17 protein-coding genes are annotated in these 21,997 nt (G+C 33.8%); 10 read left to right on the forward strand and 7 right to left on the reverse strand.

From position 1 onward, the window contains the following. Nucleotides 1-2: 2 nt before the first annotated feature. From BWZ22_RS08205 to BWZ22_RS08225, 5 genes are all read right to left on the reverse strand, one after another. Entirely contained in the window at nt 3-311 is a 309-nt protein-coding gene (locus tag BWZ22_RS08205; protein WP_076699247.1) for a helix-turn-helix domain-containing protein, read from the reverse strand. Between the two features lie 200 nt (nt 312-511). Further along, nucleotides 512-979 (reverse strand): hypothetical protein, encoded by a 468-nt coding sequence (locus tag BWZ22_RS08210; RefSeq protein WP_232225249.1) that lies wholly within the window; start codon nt 977-979, stop codon nt 512-514. Nucleotides 980-1,342: 363 nt separating this feature from the next. Then, nucleotides 1,343-2,452, reverse strand: a complete 1,110-nt coding sequence (locus BWZ22_RS08215) for a hypothetical protein (protein ID WP_076699248.1) — start codon at nt 2,450-2,452, stop codon at nt 1,343-1,345. A gap of 153 nt (nt 2,453-2,605) precedes the next feature. Then, nucleotides 2,606-3,040 carry an SRPBCC domain-containing protein gene (locus tag BWZ22_RS08220; RefSeq protein ID WP_076702375.1) on the reverse strand — a complete coding sequence of 145 codons (435 nt, stop codon included), beginning with the start codon at nt 3,038-3,040 and terminating at the stop codon, nt 2,606-2,608. A gap of 4 nt (nt 3,041-3,044) precedes the next feature. Beyond that, on the reverse strand, nt 3,045-3,455 hold the full coding sequence (locus BWZ22_RS08225; protein ID WP_076699250.1) for a RidA family protein: 411 nt from the start codon (nt 3,453-3,455) through the stop codon (nt 3,045-3,047). A 594-nt stretch (nt 3,456-4,049) separates the two neighbouring features. Between BWZ22_RS08225 and BWZ22_RS08230 the strand changes: the two genes are divergently transcribed. Continuing rightward, nucleotides 4,050-7,106 carry an esterase-like activity of phytase family protein gene (locus tag BWZ22_RS08230; RefSeq protein ID WP_076699251.1) on the forward strand — a complete coding sequence of 1,019 codons (3,057 nt, stop codon included), beginning with the start codon at nt 4,050-4,052 and terminating at the stop codon, nt 7,104-7,106. Nucleotides 7,107-7,153: 47 nt separating this feature from the next. On the opposite strand, the gene BWZ22_RS08235 is transcribed toward BWZ22_RS08230, so the two are convergent. Next, on the reverse strand, nt 7,154-7,978 hold the full coding sequence (locus BWZ22_RS08235; protein WP_076699253.1) for a universal stress protein: 825 nt from the start codon (nt 7,976-7,978) through the stop codon (nt 7,154-7,156). A gap of 136 nt (nt 7,979-8,114) precedes the next feature. Between BWZ22_RS08235 and rimP the strand changes: the two genes are divergently transcribed. Genes rimP through infB form a run of 3 tightly spaced genes read left to right on the forward strand, consistent with a single transcriptional unit; the run spans nt 8,115 to nt 12,609 of the window. Then, entirely contained in the window at nt 8,115-8,576 is a 462-nt protein-coding gene (rimP, locus tag BWZ22_RS08240; protein ID WP_076699255.1) for a ribosome assembly cofactor RimP, read from the forward strand. Between the two features lie 13 nt (nt 8,577-8,589). After that, nucleotides 8,590-9,822, forward strand: a complete 1,233-nt coding sequence (gene nusA, locus BWZ22_RS08245; RefSeq protein WP_076699256.1) for a transcription termination factor NusA — start codon at nt 8,590-8,592, stop codon at nt 9,820-9,822. Between the two features lie 30 nt (nt 9,823-9,852). Further along, nucleotides 9,853-12,609: a translation initiation factor IF-2 gene (gene infB / locus BWZ22_RS08250; RefSeq protein ID WP_076699258.1), complete on the forward strand. Its 2,757-nt coding sequence runs from the start codon at nt 9,853-9,855 to the stop codon at nt 12,607-12,609. A 140-nt stretch (nt 12,610-12,749) separates the two neighbouring features. On the opposite strand, the gene BWZ22_RS08255 is transcribed toward infB, so the two are convergent. Further along, nucleotides 12,750-13,148, reverse strand: coding sequence for an SPOR domain-containing protein (locus tag BWZ22_RS08255; RefSeq protein ID WP_076699259.1), 399 nt, complete (start codon nt 13,146-13,148; stop codon nt 12,750-12,752). A 213-nt stretch (nt 13,149-13,361) separates the two neighbouring features. Here BWZ22_RS08255 and BWZ22_RS08260 point away from each other — a divergent pair, with 213 nt between their 5' ends. Genes BWZ22_RS08260 through BWZ22_RS08285 form a run of 6 tightly spaced genes read left to right on the forward strand, consistent with a single transcriptional unit; the run spans nt 13,362 to nt 21,992 of the window. After that, on the forward strand, nt 13,362-14,657 hold the full coding sequence (locus tag BWZ22_RS08260; RefSeq protein WP_076702378.1) for a c-type cytochrome: 1,296 nt from the start codon (nt 13,362-13,364) through the stop codon (nt 14,655-14,657). A gap of 28 nt (nt 14,658-14,685) precedes the next feature. Then, entirely contained in the window at nt 14,686-17,778 is a 3,093-nt protein-coding gene (locus tag BWZ22_RS08265; protein ID WP_076699261.1) for a TAT-variant-translocated molybdopterin oxidoreductase, read from the forward strand. A 28-nt stretch (nt 17,779-17,806) separates the two neighbouring features. Continuing rightward, nucleotides 17,807-19,528, forward strand: coding sequence for an NrfD/PsrC family molybdoenzyme membrane anchor subunit (gene nrfD / locus BWZ22_RS08270; protein WP_076699262.1), 1,722 nt, complete (start codon nt 17,807-17,809; stop codon nt 19,526-19,528). 9 nt (nt 19,529-19,537) lie between these two features. Further along, entirely contained in the window at nt 19,538-20,071 is a 534-nt protein-coding gene (locus BWZ22_RS08275; RefSeq protein ID WP_076699264.1) for a DUF3341 domain-containing protein, read from the forward strand. Nucleotides 20,072-20,083: 12 nt separating this feature from the next. Continuing rightward, entirely contained in the window at nt 20,084-20,635 is a 552-nt protein-coding gene (locus BWZ22_RS08280; protein WP_076699265.1) for a cytochrome c, read from the forward strand. Between the two features lie 22 nt (nt 20,636-20,657). Continuing rightward, nucleotides 20,658-21,992 carry a quinol:cytochrome C oxidoreductase gene (locus tag BWZ22_RS08285; RefSeq protein WP_076699267.1) on the forward strand — a complete coding sequence of 445 codons (1,335 nt, stop codon included), beginning with the start codon at nt 20,658-20,660 and terminating at the stop codon, nt 21,990-21,992. The last annotated feature ends 5 nt before the right edge of the window (nt 21,993-21,997 follow it).

Here is a 21,997-nt window from a genome sequence, read left to right on the forward strand (position 1 = left end):
AGTTAGTTTTGTATTGGGTGTGATTTTAAATATTTGATTTTTTTCTCCGCAACTTTTAGCACTTTACTTGCACAATCTTCGTCTGCTATTTCATAAGCAATTTTATCGCTTATAAATTGTACTAAAAGCTCGTCTTTATCAAGTTTTAAGATTTCTGCAAGTTTCTCCAACATTTCTTTTGTTGGTTTTCGCTCATTTCTTTCGATTTTACTCAAAATAGCTTGATCGATATCGACATAAGCAGAAACTTGTCTTAAAAGAAGTCCGAGAGCTTGTCTTTTATTTCGTAAAATTTGTCCGATTGTTTCCATTTGACAATTATTATTTGACAATTATTGTCAAATATAGTTTGTCAAATTTTGGAAAGCAAGAAATTCAGATTGTATTTTTCTAGCTTGTGGCTAACGGCAGTCTGTCTCAAAACTACCAATTAAAGTTTAAAAATAGATTAAAAAGTGAATATTGCCAAATAATTATCGTACGGTTTTAATTTGTGCTCAAAAGACGTCCATCATGTCAATGTTTGTATTTTTAATGCTGTGATATGCCCTTTGAGCCTTTTGGATATAGGTCTCAGGTCTATTTTTAAGTTGAACTGCCTTCTCAGATTATAAGCAATGGCAATTTTGGTAATGAATTCGCCATCTTGGTACAGATGAAAGTTAATGTAGTCCGTAAAAATCAAATTGTTTAGAGAAGCTTTGTAGCGGTCAAATTGCTCTTTGTTTCCTGTTTTCTTTGTACCGTCAAGGTCTTTGTCGCCAATGTCTTTAGCTTCAATAAATCCAACAGGAATATCTTTTTTCGTCAAAATGTAGTCAGGTGCTCCGCAACTCTGTCTTTTCGGTTCGTTGGTCGCTCTAATGGTCGGCACCAAACTTTCTAAAAGTTGCTGCAAGTCGTCACGAAAAGTATGTTCGGTTGCGTTTCCGAGTTTGTATCTTTTGTCTAAGTTGTCAATGTATTCTTGTAATGTCATTTATTCAATTTCTTTCAGTGCGTTGGCAAAAAATAGCTCTTTTGGTCTTTTTTAGCGTTGGCATTGCGTGTCGGCAAAACCAAATGTGCTGTTTGTGTAGTGGGCTTTTTGTATGTTGTCCAACGGTTTTGTGTATGATTTCGTTGCGATGAAATTTAAAAATAAACTAATAAAAAAACATAAATAATGGAAAAAAGTTGCACAACCATGAATTCCATCAATACGTATTTGTTATGCTATTTTTTGTAAAACATAACTAATTGATATATTGGGCTTTTAATTATTTCTAATAATTCAAAAACTATCAATTTATTCCTGATGACGAGTTGCGCAACGCTTACCTTTGTTAGGTACAGTACTTTTTTAAAATCCATAAGTCAATCGGTCAACAGTGTAGGTTCTATCTACTGGGTTAAAATTGATAATATTTTTATAAGCAACATCAGTACAAATAAATAATGAAGGTAATGAGGTATTCAAAACCTCTTCACCTCTCTCCATATTTCTAATTACTAACGTCATATTATCTAAATAAGCTCCTTTAAAATCTTCATTTGGACTATCTGGATTAAATTGTCCAAGATGAATTGTTATTTCTAAATTATCCTGAATAGTTATTTCTTGTAATCCTTGAGTGGATGAATGAGGATGACTATAAGATGTTCCTTCAAATCCTTCTGCTCCTTCAAAAATTGTATCATTATCATCAATATTATAGTTAATTTCATAATAAAAATACTCTGCTTCAACACCACAGCTATTTGTATGCCCTGTAATATTTAACTCAACTTCATAAATAGATGACTGGGTTGTAAAAGTTTCTTCATTTCCATACGTAATACCATTTTCATTTATAGCGTAAGCCCTTACATAGTAAGTAGTGTTTTCTTGTAGACCTGTAATCTCTGAATTATAATTATAGTTATTTGTATTATCTTCTATTGAACTATCATCAATTGTGGGGTTTTGAGAGGTACTCCAGCAAATTCCTTTACTGGTAATTGTTCCGTCTCCATCATCATTGATTATTCCTCCACTCGTTGCACTATTTAATGTAATATTTTCAATAGTTTTTGTTACAATATCAATTTCTCCTATTGCTGTTGTAAACTCAATTTCGTTTCCGTAATACTCTCCAGTTGGATTTACAAAAAACGTTCTCATATAATATGTTGTATTTCTTTCCAAATTAGTAACTTCAGATGAAATGTTTTCTCCATTAATTTCTATAATGTTATCATCAGTTTTTGGAAGTGTTGTTTTGGCGTAAACAAAACCTTGAGAAGTAACTGAGCTTTCGCAAGTTGGTGCGATTATTTGCCCGCTAAATGTTGCGCTAGTTTCAGTAATATTGGAAGCCTCTTCGGTAAATAAAGTTGGCGTATATGTACAATCTGGATTATTCTCATCATCAGAGTTTGAGCAGGATGTAAATATGGTTAACAGAATTAAAATTTTAAATGTAAATTTCATATCATAATTTTTTGTTGTTTAATTCAATCTTTTTTTGTTCGTATTGTGCTTAACGGTTAGTATATGAAAAGCAGGCGGTTAAGAAGCACGGAACTTTCGGTTATGCACAAATTTTGACACGAGCCAATCTCCTCGAATTCAGCACTAAATCGCCTATTTTTTATATACATTGTTACCTGCTGGCTTTTTTATTTCAGTTCCTATTTTGTTCATTATTCCGTTCCAATGTTCTTTCATTTCTGCTCTCTGTTCAGCATTCAATAATTTCTCGTGGTGAATTGCAACTGTTGTCTTTTCTTGATTTCCAATTACTCTAATTTGAATTGTTGACATATTTTCCCAATTTTTCGGTTTCCAATTCAGTCGAATATGGGAATTTGCTTTAAAAACACGAACAAGTCCTGTTATGCCATTTTCAGTTTCGTATTCTTTTTTAATTACAAGTTCATTTTTCAAATTGCCTAACCAAATTTTTAGTCCATTCTCGGAAAATAAAAAGTCCCAAACTTTCTCAGTCGAAACAGAAAAGGTTTTCCTTATTCCAAATTGAAATCCTACATCTTTGGTTTTCCCGACTTGATTTTCCATTTTCTTATTTTTCAGGTTTAAATGCGATAGCATCAATTTCAAGTAAAAATTCGGGATTTATTAGTCCTGCAACATACAAAACTGTAATAATCGGTGGGTTTGGGTTTTGTCCTAAAAATTTCTGTGAAACTTGAAATGCACCATAAGCATTCTGTCCTTGAACAATGTGAATGTTTAATTTCACTAAACTCTCAAAATTTACTCCACAAGATTTAAGAGCAATTTCAAGGTTTTTCATTACTTGCTCGGTTTGTTGTAAAATATCATTTTTCCCTACAATTTCTCCATTTCCGTTTACTGCATTTTGTCCACCGATATAAATTGTCTTTCCGTTTCCTTCAGTCGTTATAATTTGAGAAAATGCAGGATTTTTTATTAGTCCATTTGGATTTATATGTTCTATTTTATTCTCCATTGTTCGTTGTTTTCAGCTTGCAGGCAACTAGTTTATATAAAGAACTTTCCGCACAATAAACCACCAATTAAGTAGGCTATGCAGAAAAAGCTTGGTTTTTGTGCGTTGTTATTGTTTTAAATTTTGTAGTACACGGGCTACAAGATATAGCTTTTTTTAAAACTATCAAACAAATAATAATCCTAAAATGACTGTACAGGCATTTTAGGATTAAGAAAAAGAGTTGTATAATTATATCAGGATTTATTTATTAACCTGTATAACTATTTTAGGACGGGTCACACTCACCATTCACTATTCACTATTCACTATTCACTTCTCACTCCTATAGCTGCCCTATAGCTGCCCTATAGATGTCCTATGGATGTCCTATGGATGTCCTATGGATGTCCTATGCTTTACCTATGAATAAAATTATTGAATTTTTAATTGGTTTAAAATTTGCGCCTTAATATTAACTTTAATAACGTAACATTTAAGTTACAATTTAATAAGGTTAGCTTGCTTGTTTTTACATTATAATAAAGTTGAGGTAATGATTTAAGTATTTGGTATTGTTTTATTTACTAATTAATTAATCCAACTTAAAATCAAATGAAAAAAATTACACTTTTGGCTAGTTTAACACTAGCTGTTATCACAACATGTTTCAGTCAAGATCCGCTTCAGCATTTAGCAAGTTATTCTACAAATACTGAAGGTTCTGCAGAAACCGTAGCTTATGATGCTGCAAACCAACAAGCATTTTTTACCAACTCATCTACCAACTCTTTCACTATTGTAGATATTAGTTCGCCTAATTCACCTGTTTTAGTTAAAACGGTTGATTTGTCATCATACGGAGCAGGGCCAAACTCCATTGCAATTCATGGGAGTGTTGTAGCTGTAGCTGTAGAAGATGCTATAAAACAAAACAACGGAAAAGTTGTGTTTTTCAATTTAAACGGTGTATATCAAAACCAAATAACAGCAGGTGCTTTACCAGATATGCTAACCTTTACGCCAGATGGTACTAAAGTTATTGTAGCTAATGAAGGAGAGCCATCAGACGATTATTTAACAGATCCAGAAGGCTCTATTACTGTAATAGACTTAAGTGCAGGGGTTATGTCGGCTACTGCAACTTCAATTAATTTTAATGGTTATGATGACAAAAAAGAATCATTAAAAAACAAAGGCATTCGTATTTTTGGTAACAATGGTGCGGCTACAGTATCTCAAGATTTAGAACCAGAATATATCACCGTTTTAGATGATGGTTCTAAAGCCTATGTTAGTTGTCAAGAAAACAACGCACTTGCGGTGGTAGATTTAACAACAAATACCATTTTAGATATTCTTCCGTTAGGATATAAAAATCATTTATTAGGAACACCAACAGTAACTAGTTATATTGTAAATGAATTAGAAGAAAACTGGCCAGCATTAGGAACACCAGTTTATGATGGCGGACAGCCAACCGTTATGCTTGGTGGTTTCTCAGGGCTTTTTTATGATGAAGCAAATTCTACTGCAACAGATTATGTATTTTACGCCATACCAGATAGAGGGCCTAATGATGCTACAACTAGTAAAAATGATGTCACTCCTGCAGCATCTCAAAATTTACGTCCGTTTAAATTGCCAAATTATCAAGGTAGAATTGCCAAATTCACTTTAAATAAAACAACAGGAGATATAACTTTAAACCAACAAATTTTATTAACCAGAAAAGATGGAACCACACCAATTACGGGTAAAGGAAATATCCCTGGAATTGATGAAGTTCCTGTAACTTATACCGATGCTGCTACGGCTTATACTAACGCCGACTATGTTGGTACAGATTCTGAAGAATATCACGCTTTACCATACGATGAATACGGTGGAGATTTTGAAGGTATTTTAATTGATAAAGATGGTTATTTCTGGATGTGTGATGAGTACAGACCTGCAATCTATAAGTTTCAAGCTAACGGAACTTTGGTAGAACGTTATGTGCCATCAGGAACATCGTTACTTGGAGATACGCCACAACCAGAGGGGACTTACGGTGCCGAAACCCTGCCAGAAGTGTATGCATTACGTCGTGCTAATCGTGGGTTTGAAGCTATTGCTTATGATGAAGTAAACCACATTATTTATGCGTTTATTCAATCGCCAATCGAAAACCCTTCAAGTGCGGTTAGAAATAATTCTGATGTGATTAGAATTTTAGGAATCAATGCCAATACAGGGGCTCCTGTTTCAGAATATGTTTATCTTTTAGAAAGAAATAAAGATGCTGGTTATGCGTCTTCTAGAGTTGATAAAATTGGTGATGCTGTTTACACAGGTAACGGTAAATTTTTAGTTATTGAAAGAGATTCTGAAGGTCCAGATGCCGAATACGGTAAAAAATACGTTTTTGAAATTGATATTAACTATGCTACCAACGTTTTAAATTATACGCTTTCTGGTTCTAAAGAATTAGAAGAAATGAGTGCTGATGAAATTTTAGCAGAAGGTATTATAGTTTCGCATAAAAATAAAGTGGTAAACTTACCTTCAATTGGTTATAAATCTTCCGATAAAGCCGAAGGTATTGCATTGTTGCCAAACAATGAAATTGCCATAATAAATGATAACGATTTTGGTTTAGCTGGTGCAGGAATTACAGACAGCAGTGTGTTAGGTATTATTTCTTTTGCTAACGATTATGGTTTTGATGCTTCAAACAAAGACGGAAAAATTGATATTAAATCACATCCAACATTAGGTGTTTATATGCCAGATGCTATTGCGTCATATAATGTAAATGGCTTAAACTATATTGTTACAGCAAATGAAGGAGATTCTAGAGATTACGATGGGTATTCTGAAGAAGATCGTGTAAAAGATTTAACTTTAAACACCGCTGCTGGCTATTATCCAGATGCTACAACACTTCAAGAAGACGAAAACTTAGGTAGATTAAAAACAACCTATGCCGATGGCGATTATAATAACGATGGAACTTATGAGCAAATTTACTCATATGGGGCACGTTCGTTTTCAATTTTTGATCAGTATGGTAATATTGTTTTTGATAGTGCAGATCAATTTGGGCAAACTATTGCTGTAGAAGAGCCTAGTTTATTTAATCAAGATGAAGAAGAATTTGATGGAAGATCTGATGATAAAGGAGGAGAACCAGAAGCAATAGCAATAGGAACCATTAATGGTAAAACATATGCTTTTATTGGTTTAGAAAGACAAAGTTCTATTTTAATGTATGATATTACTAACCCTAAAGATGTAGAGTTTATTACCTATTATAAACACAATAGTACAATAGGCGATGTTGCGCCAGAAATTATTAAGTTTATTCCAGCTTCACAGAGTCCTAACTCTAAAAATTTACTTTTAGTAGGTTATGAAGTAAGTGGCTCTTTAGCAATTATTCAGGTAGATGATACCGCATTAAGTGTTAGTGAAGTTGTTACTAAAAACAATTTTAAAATGTATCCTAATCCAGTAATTGATACTACTTTAAAGTTTAATAAAACGCTTTCTGGAGCTGTTTATAACTTAAACGGCCAAGAAGTAAAAACCTTTAACAATAAAACAGCTATAAATGTTTCTAAATTAGCAGCTGGTGTTTACATTGTAAAAACTAAAACACATGGAGTTAAGCGTTTTTTAAAATTGTAATGTTTTCTAAAAATGATATAAAAACCCAGCCTTTTTAGGTTGGGTTTTTAAATTTTAAAAGTAATTACAGGTCGTCTTGCATGATTTACCAAATCTTCGCTAATACTACCATTAAAAAAATGCGAAATACCTTGTCGGCCATGGGTGCTCATGCCAATTAAGTCGGCTTCTATAGATTGCGAAAAATTCATAACACCGCTTTCAATACTAATGTCATTATAAATATGAATAGAGCAATAATTAGGGGTTACAGCATCTAAAAATCCTTGAATGCGTTCTTTTGCTTCGGCAGTAGTTACAAATTTATTAGCCGTAACTACCATTAAAAGATGAATTTCGGTCTCAAAAAGTGCTGCAAATTTTAATGCCTTTAAAAAAGGCACTTTAGATTCTTCTTTAAAGTCTGATGCAAATACAAATTGTTCTACATTAAAAACATTGTGTTCTTTTTTAATTACAAGAACAGGTACTTCAGAGGTTCTAACAACTTTTTCGGTATTACTTCCAATTAAAAGTTCCTTAAAACCACTTGCCCCATGAGATCCCATTACCACTAAATCAATTTCAAACTTTTTACAAGCTTTATAAACACCTTTAAAAATTTCATGAAAATCTACAGCTTCATGCACAATTAAATCTTTTAAATAGTCTTTTTCTAAAAGAGTTTCAAATTTTTGTTGAGCCAATTTCATAAAGTAAACTGCTTCAGGCAAATCGCTATATGAATTTAAAGGATCTACTTTTTGTAAGGGCATTTCTAGCATGTGCAGTAAATAAATTTCGCAATTAAATTTTCTTGCCAATTGGGCAGCAACTTTTAAAGCGTTTTCAGACTGACTAGAAAAATCTGTTGGAACAAGTATTTTTTTCATAATAAACAGAAGGTGAAGGTGTATCTAAATTTATGAATTAATACTTTAAAAATCAATAAAATTGTATATATTTGCAGCGTTGAAAGGCAAAAAAAGATAATGAGGGGACGGAAAGTCCCCTCTTTTTATACTAAAAATGTTTAAAACTACGGTTGAAAATTTATTAGAGGCTGCTTTAAAAGACAGACCAGATTTATTTCTTATAGATTTTTCTATTCAAGGAGATAACCAAATTAAAGTAGTGATAGATGGTGATAATGGAGTGTTAGTTGAAGACTGCATTTTTATTAGTAGAGCAATAGAACATAACTTAGATAGAGAAGAACAAGATTTTTCTTTAGATGTAATGTCTGCTGGAGCCACATCACCTTTAGTAAATAAACGCCAATATAAAAGGCATTTAAATAGAGCGCTTAAAGTAAAAACAGCGTCTGATAAATTTGAAGGAACACTTGTAAACGCAACAGACGAAAGTATTACTTTACAGTGGAAAGTTAGAGAACCTAAACCAATAGGTAAAGGCAAAGTAACTGTAATAAAAGAAGCGAATATCGCTTATGAAGATATTGTAGAAGCAAAAGTTATGATTAAATTTTAATTCAAAAAGAGTTATGGAAAATGTCGCGTTAATTGAATCTTTTTCAGAATTCAAAGACGATAAGCTAATTGACAGAGTAACGTTAATGGCCATTTTAGAAGATGTGTTTAGAAGTGCTTTAAAAAAGAAATATGGCAATGATGATAATTTTGATATTATTGTAAACCCAGATAAAGGCGATTTAGAAATTTGGAGAAATAGAGTAGTTGTGGCCGATGGTGAGGTTGAAGATGAAAACCAAGAAATTTCATTAACAGAAGCTAGAAAAATTGAACCCGATTTTGAAGTTGGAGAAGACGTATCAGAAGAAGTTAAATTAGTAGACTTAGGAAGAAGAGCCATTTTAGCATTACGCCAAAACCTTATTTCTAAAATTCATGAGCATGACAATACCATCATCTACAAACAATTTAAAGATTTAATAGGAGAAATATATACAGCAGAGGTACACCATATTCGTCACCGTGCAGTCATTTTATTAGATGATGAAGGTAATGAAATTGTACTACCAAAAGACAAACAAATACCTTCAGATTTCTTTAGAAAAGGAGATAATGTAAGAGGTGTTATAGATAGTGTTGAGCTTAAAGGAGCTAAACCAACTATATTAATGTCTAGAAGCTCGCCTGTATTTTTAGAAAAATTATTTGAACAAGAAATACCAGAAGTTTTTGATGGTTTAATTACTATAAAAAATGTAGTTAGAATACCAGGAGAAAAAGCAAAAGTTGCGGTAGATTCTTATGATGATAGAATAGATCCAGTAGGTGCCTGTGTAGGTATGAAGGGGTCAAGAATTCATGGTATAGTACGTGAATTAGGAAATGAAAATATAGATGTAATTAATTACACAAACAATTTACAACTATATATTACCAGAGCTTTAAGTCCGGCAAGAGTTACTTCAATAAAAATTGATGAAGAAAACAAACGTGCCGAGGTTATTTTAAAACCAGAAGAGGTTAGTAAAGCTATTGGTAGAGGAGGTCACAACATTCGTTTAGCAGGTCAATTAACTGGTTATGAGATTGATGTGTTTAGAGAAGGAGCAGAAGAAGATGTAGAGTTAAGCGAGTTCTCTGATGAAATAGAAGAGTGGATCATCCTTGAATTTAAGAAAGCCGGTTTAGATACAGCTAAAAGCGTTTTAGAACAAGATGTTAACGATTTAGTGAAACGAACCGACCTAGAAGAGGAGACAATTAACGATGTTATTAGAATTCTAAAAGAAGAATTTGAAGAATAACCATATATTTGAGTATTTTAAAGGCAGTTTATGGCTGAAACAATAAGATTAAATAAAGTATTACGCGAACTTAATATTTCTTTAGATCGTGCGGTAGAATTTTTAGATTCTAAAGGCATAGAGATAGAGAAGCGTCCAACAACAAAAATATCTGTAGAGGTTTATAAGGTTCTTTCAGATGAGTTTGAAACAGACGCTAATAAAAAAGTTGCGTCCAAAGAAGTTAGTGAAGCAAAGCAAAAAGAGAAAGACTTGTTGCGTAAACAACGCGAAAAAGAACTTGAAGCAAAGCAAAAAATAGAAGCCAAAAAAGAAGAAATTGTTAAGGCTTCTACAACGCTTTCAGGTCCAAAAACTGTTGGAAAAATAGATCTTTCGCCTAAAAAGCCTAAGGTTAAAAAAGAAGAGCCCGTTAAAGAAGAACCTGTTAAAGAAGAACCCGTTAAAAAAGAACCGGTAAAAGAAGAAAAGCCAAAGGTTGTAGAGCCTGCTCCAAAACCAGAGGTTGAAGAAAAGAAACCAGCGCCCAAAAAAGAAGCGCCTAAAAAAGTTGAACCAAAGAAAGAAGAAGCTCCTAAGCAAGAAACAAAACCTGCTGAAGAAGCTATATCAGGTGGTAAGGTTGAAACCAAATACCAAAAACTTACTGGTCCTAAAATTGCTGGTGATAAAATAGATTTATCGAAATTTAATAAACCAAAGAAAAAGAAAGAGGATAAAAAACCTGATGCTAAGGCTGGTGATGCTTCAAAGAAAAAGCGTCGAAGAATTAGTAAAGTAGGTGGCCCACAATCTGGAGGAAACAGAGGCGGAAATAATAGAAACGATCGTTTTAAAGGTAAACAAGGAGGCGGAAGACGCAACATTGTTAAAGAAGAGCCTAGTGAAGAAGATGTAAAAAAACAAGTGCGTGAAACACTTGAAAAACTTCAAGGAAAATCTTCAAAAGGTAAAGGTGCTAAATATCGTAGAGAAAAAAGAGAACAGCACAGAGACCAAACCGAAAAAGAACTACAAGCAGAAGCAGCAGAAAGCAAAATACTTAAAGTAACAGAATTTGTTACAGCAAGTGAAGTTGCAACTATGATGGATGTTAGTGTTACTCAAATTATTTCGGCGTGTATGTCGCTGGGTATGATGGTAACTATGAATCAGCGTTTAGATGCTGAAACCTTAACTATTGTAGCAGAAGAATTTGGTTACCAAGTAGAATTTGTAACAGCAGATATAGAAGAAGCTATTGAAGAGGTTGAAGATAAACCTGAAGATTTAGAACCAAGAGCTCCAATTGTTACCGTTATGGGGCATGTAGATCATGGTAAAACATCGCTTCTAGATTATATTAGAAAAGAAAATGTAATTGCAGGAGAGTCTGGTGGTATAACACAGCATATTGGCGCTTACGGCGTAGAATTAGAGAACGGACAAAAAATAGCATTCTTAGATACTCCTGGTCACGAGGCCTTTACAGCAATGCGTGCTCGTGGAGCGCAAGTTACAGATATTGCAATTATTGTTGCAGCAGCAGATGATGATATCATGCCGCAAACTAAAGAGGCTATTTCTCATGCGCAAGCAGCTGGTGTACCTATTGTATTTGCAATTAATAAAATAGACTTACCAAACGCTAACCCTGATAAAATTAAAGAAGGATTAGCCAATATGAATTTATTGGTTGAAGATTGGGGAGGTAAAGTACAGTCTCATGATATTTCTGCAAAAGTAGGTACTGGAGTAAATGAATTACTTGAGAAAGTATTATTAGAAGCAGAATTACTTGAGCTTAAAGCTAATCCAAATAAACCAGCTTTAGGAACCGTTGTAGAAGCATTTCTAGACAAAGGTCGTGGGTATGTTTCAACAGTATTAGTACAAGCAGGTACTTTAAGGGTTGGAGATTATGTGCTAGCAGGTCAGCATAGCGGTAAAGTAAAAGCTATGCATGATGAAAGAGGTAATAATGTTAAAGAAGCAGGCCCTTCAACACCAGTGTCTATTTTAGGTTTAGATGGTGCTCCGCAAGCGGGTGATAAGTTTAATGTGTTTGAAGATGAACGCGAAGCGAAATCTATTGCTACTAAACGTTCTCAGTTACAGAGAGAACAATCTGTTAGAACGCAACGTCATATTACATTAGATGAAATTGGAAGACGTATAGCATTAGGCGACTTTAAAGAGCTTAACATTATTCTTAAAGGAGATGTTGATGGTTCTGTAGAAGCTTTAACAGATTCATTCCAGAAATTATCTACTGAAGAAATTCAAGTTAACATTATACATAAAGGTGTTGGTGCCATTACAGAAAGTGATGTGTTATTAGCATCGGCATCAGATGCCATTATTATTGGCTTTAATGTAAGACCAATGGGTAATGCGAGAGCTATAGCAGACAAAGAAGAAATTGATATCAGAACATATTCTATTATTTATGATGCTATCAATGATCTTAAGGATGCCATGGAAGGTATGTTATCACCAGAATTCAAGGAAGAAATTACCGGTACAGCAGAAATTAGAGAAACATTTAAAATTTCTAAAATTGGAACCATTGCCGGTTGTATGGTAACTAATGGTAAAATTTTCAGAAATTCTGGAGTGCGCCTTATTAGAGAAGGTGTTGTAATTTTTACAGGAGAATTAGCATCACTTAAACGATTTAAAGATGATGTAAAAGAAGTTTCAAAAGGATACGATTGTGGTATGCAGGTGAAGAACTACAACGATATTAAAGAAGGAGATATTATTGAAGCTTTCCAAGAGGTAGCTGTTAAGAAAAAATTGAAGTAATAGCTATTCAACTTTCATAAAATCTTTATAGTAGAATAGACCAAAATAAGTTCAATAAGGATATGAAAAAAGCGAACCAATTGGTTCGCTTTTTTTATCACTTCAAGCAAGTTTCTTTTTGCTTATGTAAGTTTTAAAACTTAATTCTTTTCTTTCTTTGGCTTAAAAATAAAAGCGCTAGGAAATTTTTGTTTAATTCTTTTTAAAGCTCTATCGGCTTCTAAACGTGTTCTAAAATTACCTGCCCAAATTTTAAAATTTGGAGATTCATATTCTATTCTAGATCTCCAATCTGCAAAAGATTCATGAAATTCTTTTTGAGCTGCCTTAGCTCCCGTTCTGTTACCATTATAAATTTGAATTTTGTATCTATCAGAACTATTTTCGCTTTTATTAAGTTGTTTTTTTGCCTCTAACAACTTTGTAATATTGTCATCTTGATTAATAAAAACTTGCCCTTGTTGTGAGAAACTATTTAGTGTAAAACCAAACAAACAAATCACAATCAATGTTTTAAACTTTAAATTCAAATTTTTCATTTTTAATTATTTCTACAAATGTATACGTTATAAACTAAAAAATAGTTTATTTTTTTATTTAGAATCTCTCTAAATTACCAATTAACACTTCTGTAACATTTCTAAAATCGACTTTTAATATTACTTTTGCCAGAGATTTTAAAAGTATGACATTTGTCATGTTTTTGCATGAAAAAATCATACCAAAGATTAGAAGTTAATTTAACCAATAATATGAAACAGGTGATTCACCGTAGATTAGGCGAAAACATTCTTCGTTTTGGCTTAGTAATTTTATTAGCGTTTACAACCTCGCTTTCCGCTCAAGAAGGAGATCCAGCAAAAGGAAAATCATTGTTTAATACCAATTGTGCAGCTTGTCACCACTTAGATAAGAAAATGACAGGTCCTGCATTACGTCATGTAGAACAACGTTTGTCTGATGAACAGGGCTTAGATAGAGATTGGATATATGCATGGATTCGTAACAGTTCAGCAGTAATTAAGTCTGGAGATGCTTATGCTAATGAGGTGTTTAATGAATTTGGAGGTGCGGCTATGACTCCGTTCCCTCAGTTGTCTGATGAAGATATAAATAATATACTTGCATATACGGCTCAAGAAAAGCAAGAGCCAGCTGCGGCTTCTGCAAATGCAACAACGTCAGAAACTACTTCAACTAATTCAGGAGGAATATCAAATGAGTTGATTTTAGGAGCTCTAGCTATATTATTTGTATTGTTAGCGGCTGGTTTGTATTTGGTAAATAAAACACTACGCAGATTTGCTGAAGTTCAAAATATTGATTTGCCAGAAGCAACTAGTAGAAAACCGCTTTGGAAGGCTTTTGTTCAAAATCAATTCTTAATGCTAGTAGTAGCTATATTCTTTTTGTTATCTAGTGCTTACTTTGTTTATGGTTATTTAATGCAAATAGGAGTAGATCAAGGATATCAACCTGTACAACCTATTCATTTCTCACATAAAATACATGCGGGAGATAATGGTATAGATTGTAAGTATTGTCACTCTTCGGCAAGAGTAAGTAAAACATCAGGAATTCCTTCTTTAAATGTTTGTATGAATTGTCATAAGACAATTTCAGACTACAACGGAGAGGTTACAGCAGAACATTCAAAAGAATTTTACGATGGTGAAATTCAAAAACTATATGATGCTGTAGGATGGGATGTTTCTGAACAAAAATATACTGGTGAGTCAAAACCTGTAAAATGGGTAAGAATACATAACCTGCCAGACTTTGTGTATTTTAATCACTCACAACACGTGTCTGTTGGTGGTCAAGAGTGTCAAACTTGTCATGGACCAGTAGAAGAAATGGAAGTATTATATCAACATGCACCATTAACAATGGGTTGGTGTGTTGAGTGTCATAGAACTACCAATGTTAAAGTTGAAGATAACGCTTATTATGAAAAAATTCATGAGGAGTTGTCTAAGAAGTACGGTGTAGAGAAATTAACAGTTGCCGAAATGGGTGGACTGGAATGTGGTAAGTGTCATTATTAATTAGTAAGAAGTAATTCAATTATATAATATGTCATCAAACAAGAAATACTGGAAAAGTGTTGAAGAGCTAAACGAAAATAGCTCTATTGTTGAGACGCTAAAACAAAACGAGTTCACTCAAGAGATTCCTGTAGATGAATTTTTAGGAGATAAAGAAACTTTAGAAGAAAGTTCTACTACTCGTCGCGATTTCTTAAAGTATGTAGGGTTTAGTACTGCTGCTGTTTCATTAGCAGCCTGTGAGGGGCCTGTTAAAAAATCAATTCCTTATGTTGTTCAACCAGAGGAAATTATCCCTGGTGTTGCAAACTATTATGCAACTACAATTGCAGATGGATTTGATTTCGCAAGTGTTTTAGTAAAAACTCGTGAAGGTCGTCCAATTAAAATCGAAAATAATGCTTTGGCAACTACACACGGTAGTGCTAATGCTAGAGTAAATGCTTCGGTTTTAGGTTTGTATGACAGTTTAAGAATTCAAAGTCCTAAAAAAGGAGATAGTTCTGTTTCTTGGGGAGATTTAGATGCAGAAGTAACTGCAGAATTAACAAAAGCAGTTGATACTGGTAAAGATATTGTGTTGTTAACACAAACCTTTGCAAGTCCTTCAACTAGTAAGTTAATTTCAGAATTTAAAGAAAAATACGGTAATGTTCGTCATGTAGTGTATGATGCTGTTTCAGAATCTGCTGCATTAGACGCTTACCAAGCAAAATATGGAGAACGTGGTCTTGCTGATTACGATTTTTCTAAAGCCATGACTATTGTGTCTGTAGGAGCAGACTTTTTAGGAGATTGGCAAGGAGGTGGATTTGATTCAGGATATGCTAAAAATAGAGTGCCTAAAAATGGTAAAATGTCACGTCATATTCAGTTTGAATCTAATATGTCTTTATCTGGTGCTAATGCAGATAAACGTGTGCCATTAACTCCTAGTCAACAAAAGTTAGCTTTAGCTAAATTACATAGCTTAGTTGTAGGAAGTGGAGTTTCAGTTAGTTTACCTGCTAATATTGAAGATGCTGTACAAAAAGCGGCTAGTCAACTTAAAAAAGCAGGTAGCAATGGTGTTGTTGTTACAGGGATTCAAGATGTTAACGCACAAACCGTTGCTCTTGAAATTAATGAAGCTTTAGGTAGTAAAGCGTTTAACCCTAAAACGCCAATTAAAACAAGACAAGGTAAGGATAAGGATGTAGCAGCTTTAGTTGCAGATATGAAAGCAGGTAAAGTAGGTGTGTTAATTATGAGTGGTGTAAATCCGGTTTACACACTGCCAAATTCTGCTGATTTTGTTGAAGGATTAAAGAAAACATTCTCTGTAGCCTTCTCAATGAAAGCAGATGAAACATCATCTTTATCAACATATATAGCCGCAGCGCCTCACTATTTAGAATCTTGGGGTGATGTTGAAATTAAAAAAGGTCACTACGCTTTAACACAACCAGCCATTCGTCCTTTATTTAATACTAGACAATTTCAGGAAGCATTATTAAAATGGACTGACAACAATGTTTCTTACTCAGATTATATAAAAGAAACTTGGGGAACAGGAATTTTAAATGGTGGCTCATTTAATAAAGCTTTACATGATGGTGTATATGTAGGAACCATTGCTACAGAAACTCAAGATACAACAGAGGCTTCTGAAGATACAGATGCTCCTGCAAGTAATGCAGCTAGTGCTTTAGTATCATCAGTAAAAACTTCAAAAGGTTTAGAGCTAACATTATATACTAAAACAGGTATGGGAGATGGGCAACAAGCCAACAACCCATGGTTGCAAGAGTTTCCAGATCCAATTACAAGAACCTCTTGGGATAACTATTTAACCGTTTCAAAAGCTGATGCTGATGCGTTGGGCTTAATAAATAAACACGTTGCTAACGGTGCTTTAAACGGTAGTTATGCTAAAGTAACTGTTAACAATACAACTATTACGGTTCCTGTAATTATTCAGCCAGGTCAAGCTAAAGGTTCTGTTGGTTTATCATTTGGTTATGGTAGAACAGCGGGATTAAAAGAAGAAATGCAAACAGGTGTTAATGCCTACGCATTATATGAAAATTTCAATAATGTTCAAAATGTAACAGTTGAGGTTGCTGCTGGTGAGCATGAGTTTGCTTGTGTTCAGTTGCACAATACCTTAATGGGACGTGGAGATATTCTTAAAGAGACAACATTAGAAATTTTCAATACTAAAGATAAAAAGCATTGGAATGCCGTTCCTGTGGTGTCTTTAAATCATCAAGAAACTCCAGTAACATCTCCAGAAGTAGATTTATGGGATGAATTTGATCGTTCAATAGGGCATCACTTCAACCTATCTATCGATTTAAATGCCTGTACAGGTTGTGGTGCTTGTGTTATTGCATGTCATGCCGAAAATAATGTGCCAGTTGTAGGTAAAGAAGAAGTACGTAAATCTCGTGATATGCACTGGTTACGTATTGATAGATATTATTCATCTGAAGAATCTTTCGATGGAGATAACGATAAAAAAGATAAAATTTCAGGTTTAGGTAGCTCATTAAGTGAGTTTGGAGAAATGGAATCTCCAGCTGATAACCCTCAGGTTGCTTTCCAACCAGTAATGTGTCAGCACTGTAACCACGCGCCTTGTGAAACGGTTTGTCCTGTAGCAGCAACATCTCATGGTCGTCAAGGTCAAAACCATATGGCTTATAACCGTTGTGTTGGTACAAGATATTGTGCAAACAACTGTCCTTACAAAGTACGTCGTTTCAATTGGTTCTTATATAACGGAAATGATGAGTTTGATTATCATATGAATGATGATTTAGGGCGCATGGTATTGAATCCTGATGTGGTTGTACGTTCTCGTGGTGTTATGGAAAAATGTTCTATGTGTATTCAAATGACACAAAAAACTATTTTAGATGCTAAACGTGATGGACGTGAAATAAAAGATGGAGAACTTCAAACAGCTTGTTCTGCTGCATGTAGTAGTGGCGCTATGACTTTTGGAGACATCAATGATAAAGAAAGTAAAGTTGCAAAACTTAAAGAAGATAACCGTATGTATCACTTGTTAGAGCATGTAGGCACAAAGCCAAACGTGATATATCAAACAAAAGTGAGAAATACAACAGAAGCATAAATCTAATTAAAGAATCAATTATATAATTATGGCGTCTCATTACGAAGCACCTATTAGAAGACCTTTAGTTACAGGTGATAAATCATACCACGACGTAACTGTGGATGTAGCAAAACCTGTAGAAGGAAAAGCAAATAAACAATGGTGGATTGTTTTTGGAATCTCATTGACTGCTTTTCTTTGGGGAATTGGATGTATTATTTATACGATATCTACAGGTATTGGAACTTGGGGTTTAAATAAAACCGTAGGTTGGGCTTGGGATATTACAAACTTTGTTTGGTGGGTAGGTATTGGTCACGCAGGAACATTAATTTCTGCAGTACTGTTACTTTTCCGTCAAAAATGGAGAATGGCAATTAACCGTTCTGCAGAGGCAATGACTATCTTCTCGGTAGTTCAGGCTGGTTTATTCCCTATTATTCACATGGGTCGTCCATGGTTAGGATACTGGGTATTACCAATCCCGAATCAATTTGGTTCACTTTGGGTAAACTTTAACTCACCGCTACTTTGGGACGTATTCGCTATTTCAACCTATTTATCGGTGTCATTAGTGTTCTGGTGGACTGGTTTGCTTCCTGATTTTGCAATGCTTAGAGATAGAGCTATTAAACCCTTTCAAAAGAAAATATATGCTTTATTAAGTTTTGGATGGTCTGGTAGAGCTAAAGATTGGCAACGTTTTGAAGAAGTATCATTAGTACTTGCTGGTTTAGCAACACCTTTAGTACTTTCTGTACACACTATTGTATCGTTTGACTTTGCTACATCGGTAATTCCTGGTTGGCATACCACCATATTTCCTCCTTACTTCGTTGCGGGAGCGGTGTTCTCTGGTTTTGCCATGGTAAATACGCTTCTTATCATAATGAGAAAAGTAGTCAATCTAGAAGACTATATCACATTACAGCACATAGAGCTAATGAATATTATAATTATGATTACAGGTTCTATAGTTGGTGTGGCATATATTACAGAGTTATTTATTGCATGGTATTCTGGAGTAGAATATGAGCAATATGCATTCTTAAACAGAGCAACAGGACCTTACTGGTGGGCTTATTGGGCTATGATGACTTGTAACGTGTTCTCTCCACAGTTTATGTGGTTTAAGAAATTAAGAACAAGTATCATGTTCTCATTCTTTATCTCTATTGTTGTAAATATAGGAATGTGGTTTGAACGTTTTGTAATTATAGTAACGTCATTACATAGAGATTATTTACCATCATCATGGACTATGTTCTCACCAACATTTGTAGACATAGGTATATTTATAGGAACCATTGGATTCTTCTTTGTATTATTCTTATTATACTCAAGAACATTCCCAGTTATTGCACAGGCAGAGGTTAAAACTATTTTAAAATCTTCTGGAGAAAAATATAAGAAATTAAGAGAATCAGGAAAAAGTTTAGTTGGTACAGGTGTAGATGAAAGGACATCAATTACAGAAACTACAAATGTAGAGCTATCTGAAAGCGATAAATCTGAAATGACCAATTCGTTATTAAGTAGTATTGGTACATTTGATGCCGCTACACAAACGCCAGACGATTTAAAGAAAATAAGTGGTGTTGGACCTAAAATGGAAGAAGTATTAAATAGCATTGGTATTTATACATTCCTTCAAGTTAGTAAAATGACCAAAAAAGAATACGACTTGTTAGACAGTATTACAGGTTCTTTCCCAGGAAGAGCAGAACGTGATGATTGGTCTGGTCAAGCTAAAAATTTAATAAACTAAAAGTAGCATATGGAAGCTTCAAAAGTAATTCACGCTATTTATAATGATGATGATGTATTAATGTCTGCTGTTAAAAAAGTAAAAGCAGCAAAACATCATATAGAAGAAATATATACACCATTTCCTGTTCATGGACTAGATAAAGCTATGGGATTAGCGCCAACACGTATTGCTATTACGGCATTTATGTATGGTTTAGTTGGTTTATCTGTTGCCATTACCATGATGAATTTTATCATGATTGAAGACTGGCCACAAAATATTGGAGGTAAACCAAGTTTTAGCTATTTAGAAAACATGCCAGCGTTTGTGCCAATTATGTTTGAGTTAACAGTGTTTTTTGCGGCTCACTTAATGGTAATTACATTTTATTTACGTAGTAAAATGTGGCCATTTAAAAAAGCTGAGAACCCAGATCCAAGAACTACAGATGATCATTTTTTAATGGAAATTGCTGTTCATGGCAATGAGAGTGAGTTAGAAAACTTACTTAAAGAAACTGGTGCTGTAGAAATTAATTTAGTAGATAAAGAAGCGCATTAATATAGTAATATGATGAAAAGCGTAATTAAGATATTAGCAATAGCAATCGTTTTTATAGCGGTATCATGTAAAAAAGATACAGCTCCAAATTATCAATTCATGCCAAATATGTATGAATCTGTTGGATATGAAACTTATAGTGAAGCAGCTTTCCCTAATGGTGTTGAGGCGCAACTACCTGCTGAAGGCACTGTAGCTAGAGGACATATTCCTTTCGATATAGAAAACTCTATTGAAGGTTATAATTTGGCTAAAGCTACTTTAAAAAGCCCTTTAGATTCTACACAAGTAGATTTAAATAGAGGGAAAGAATTATACGATATTTATTGTGGTATTTGCCATGGTAATAAGGGAGATGGTCAAGGTAATTTAGTAAAGCGTGAAAAAATTCTTGGTATTCCAAGATATGACGATGCAGGAAGAGCCATTAATGAAGGAAGTATTTATCATACCATTTATTATGGTAAAAATAGTATGGGGTCTTATGCTAACCAATTAAAAGAAGAAGAGCGTTGGCAAGTAGTAGCATACGTTTTAAAGTTAAAAGCAGATTTAGAAAAGTAAGAAGATAAGATATTATATAGATATGTATACATTTTCAAATAAATTAAAGACATTTTCATTCATTCTAATGATTTTAGGATTGTTAGGTGTTGGATATGGTTTTATGACATCTCATAAATCTTTTGAAGAAGTTGAACACTTACTTGAAGCGGAAGCTCATCATGGAGGTGGACATGCAGAAGAAGCAACACACAATACTCATGCTGAAAATACCCATGGTGAAGAAGCACATGCTGCTGATGAACACGCAAAGCATATTGAGCACGTTCAACATCAAATAGCTAACCGTCCTTGGGCAGCTTTATATGTAGCGGCATTCTTTTTTATGATGATTGCTCTTGGAGTTTTAGCTTTTTATGCTATCCAAATTGCTTCGCAAGCAGGATGGTCTCCTGTATTATTTAGAGTTATGGAAGGTATTACAGCATATCTATTACCAGGCGCATTAATAGTTTTAATTATAGCTGTAGCTTCTGGAACTATTGGGCATTACAACTTATTTATTTGGATGGACCCCGAAGTTGTTGAGCATGATAAACTAATAAAAGGAAAATCAGGATTTTTAAACTTACCTTGGTTTACAATTCGTGGCTTAATATTTATTGCGGGGTGGAGTTTATACCGTCATTTTTCACGCAAATTCTCTATTGCACAAGATACAGCAGAAGATAATAGTAATTTCAAAAAATCTTTCCGTATTGCAGCAGGATTTTTAGTGTTCTTTATTTACACAGAATCAATGATGTCTTGGGATTGGATTATGAGTGTAGACCCTCACTGGTTCTCTACTTTATTTGGATGGTATGTATTTGCTAGTATGTTTGTAAGTGGTATTACCGTTATTGCTTTAATTTCAATTTATTTAAAATCTAGAGGCTATTTAGAATTTGTTAATGAAAACCACTTACATGACGTTGCTAAATACATGTTTGCATTTAGTATTTTCTGGACTTATTTATGGTTCTCACAATTTATGCTTATTTGGTATTCAAACATACCAGAAGAGGTAACTTATTTTATTTCAAGATTTAACGATTATAAATTACCATTCTTAGGTATGGTAGCTTTAAACTTTGTTTTCCCAATATTAATGTTAATGAATGCAGATTACAAACGTATTCCGTGGTTTGTAGTGATGACTGGTTTGGTTATTTTATTCGGACATTATATTGACATCTTTAATATGATCATGCCTGCTACTGTTGGTGACAGATGGTTTATTGGGATTCCAGAGATAAGCTCAATTTTATTATTCGCTGGCTTATTTATTTTTGTGGTATTTACAGCGTTAACCAAAGCGCCATTACTAGTAAAACGATACCCTTTTAGAAAAGAAAGCGAAGAATTTCATTATTAATTAAA

Origin of the sequence: Seonamhaeicola sp. S2-3 (assembly GCF_001971785.1) — a bacterium.
Taxonomy (GTDB): Bacteria; Bacteroidota; Bacteroidia; order Flavobacteriales; family Flavobacteriaceae; genus Seonamhaeicola.

Bases quoted from the DNA above. Each gene is read 5' to 3' on its own strand.
- infB (WP_076699258.1), top strand. From the start codon at position 9,853: ATGGCTGAAACAATAAGATTAAATAAAGTATTACGCGAACTTAATATT.
- rimP (WP_076699255.1), top strand. From the start codon at position 8,115: ATGTTTAAAACTACGGTTGAAAATTTATTAGAGGCTGCTTTAAAAGAC.
- BWZ22_RS08210 (WP_232225249.1), bottom strand. From the start codon at position 979: ATGACATTACAAGAATACATTGACAACTTAGACAAAAGATACAAACTC.
- BWZ22_RS08215 (WP_076699248.1), bottom strand. From the start codon at position 2,452: ATGAAATTTACATTTAAAATTTTAATTCTGTTAACCATATTTACATCC.
- BWZ22_RS08225 (WP_076699250.1), bottom strand. From the start codon at position 3,455: ATGGAGAATAAAATAGAACATATAAATCCAAATGGACTAATAAAAAAT.
- BWZ22_RS08205 (WP_076699247.1), bottom strand. From the start codon at position 311: ATGGAAACAATCGGACAAATTTTACGAAATAAAAGACAAGCTCTCGGA.
- nrfD (WP_076699262.1), top strand. From the start codon at position 17,807: ATGGCGTCTCATTACGAAGCACCTATTAGAAGACCTTTAGTTACAGGT.
- BWZ22_RS08260 (WP_076702378.1), top strand. From the start codon at position 13,362: ATGAAACAGGTGATTCACCGTAGATTAGGCGAAAACATTCTTCGTTTT.
- BWZ22_RS08285 (WP_076699267.1), top strand. From the start codon at position 20,658: ATGTATACATTTTCAAATAAATTAAAGACATTTTCATTCATTCTAATG.
- BWZ22_RS08265 (WP_076699261.1), top strand. From the start codon at position 14,686: ATGTCATCAAACAAGAAATACTGGAAAAGTGTTGAAGAGCTAAACGAA.
- BWZ22_RS08230 (WP_076699251.1), top strand. From the start codon at position 4,050: ATGAAAAAAATTACACTTTTGGCTAGTTTAACACTAGCTGTTATCACA.
- BWZ22_RS08255 (WP_076699259.1), bottom strand. From the start codon at position 13,148: ATGAAAAATTTGAATTTAAAGTTTAAAACATTGATTGTGATTTGTTTG.
- nusA (WP_076699256.1), top strand. From the start codon at position 8,590: ATGGAAAATGTCGCGTTAATTGAATCTTTTTCAGAATTCAAAGACGAT.
- BWZ22_RS08235 (WP_076699253.1), bottom strand. From the start codon at position 7,978: ATGAAAAAAATACTTGTTCCAACAGATTTTTCTAGTCAGTCTGAAAAC.
- BWZ22_RS08220 (WP_076702375.1), bottom strand. From the start codon at position 3,040: ATGGAAAATCAAGTCGGGAAAACCAAAGATGTAGGATTTCAATTTGGA.
- BWZ22_RS08280 (WP_076699265.1), top strand. From the start codon at position 20,084: ATGAAAAGCGTAATTAAGATATTAGCAATAGCAATCGTTTTTATAGCG.
- BWZ22_RS08275 (WP_076699264.1), top strand. From the start codon at position 19,538: ATGGAAGCTTCAAAAGTAATTCACGCTATTTATAATGATGATGATGTA.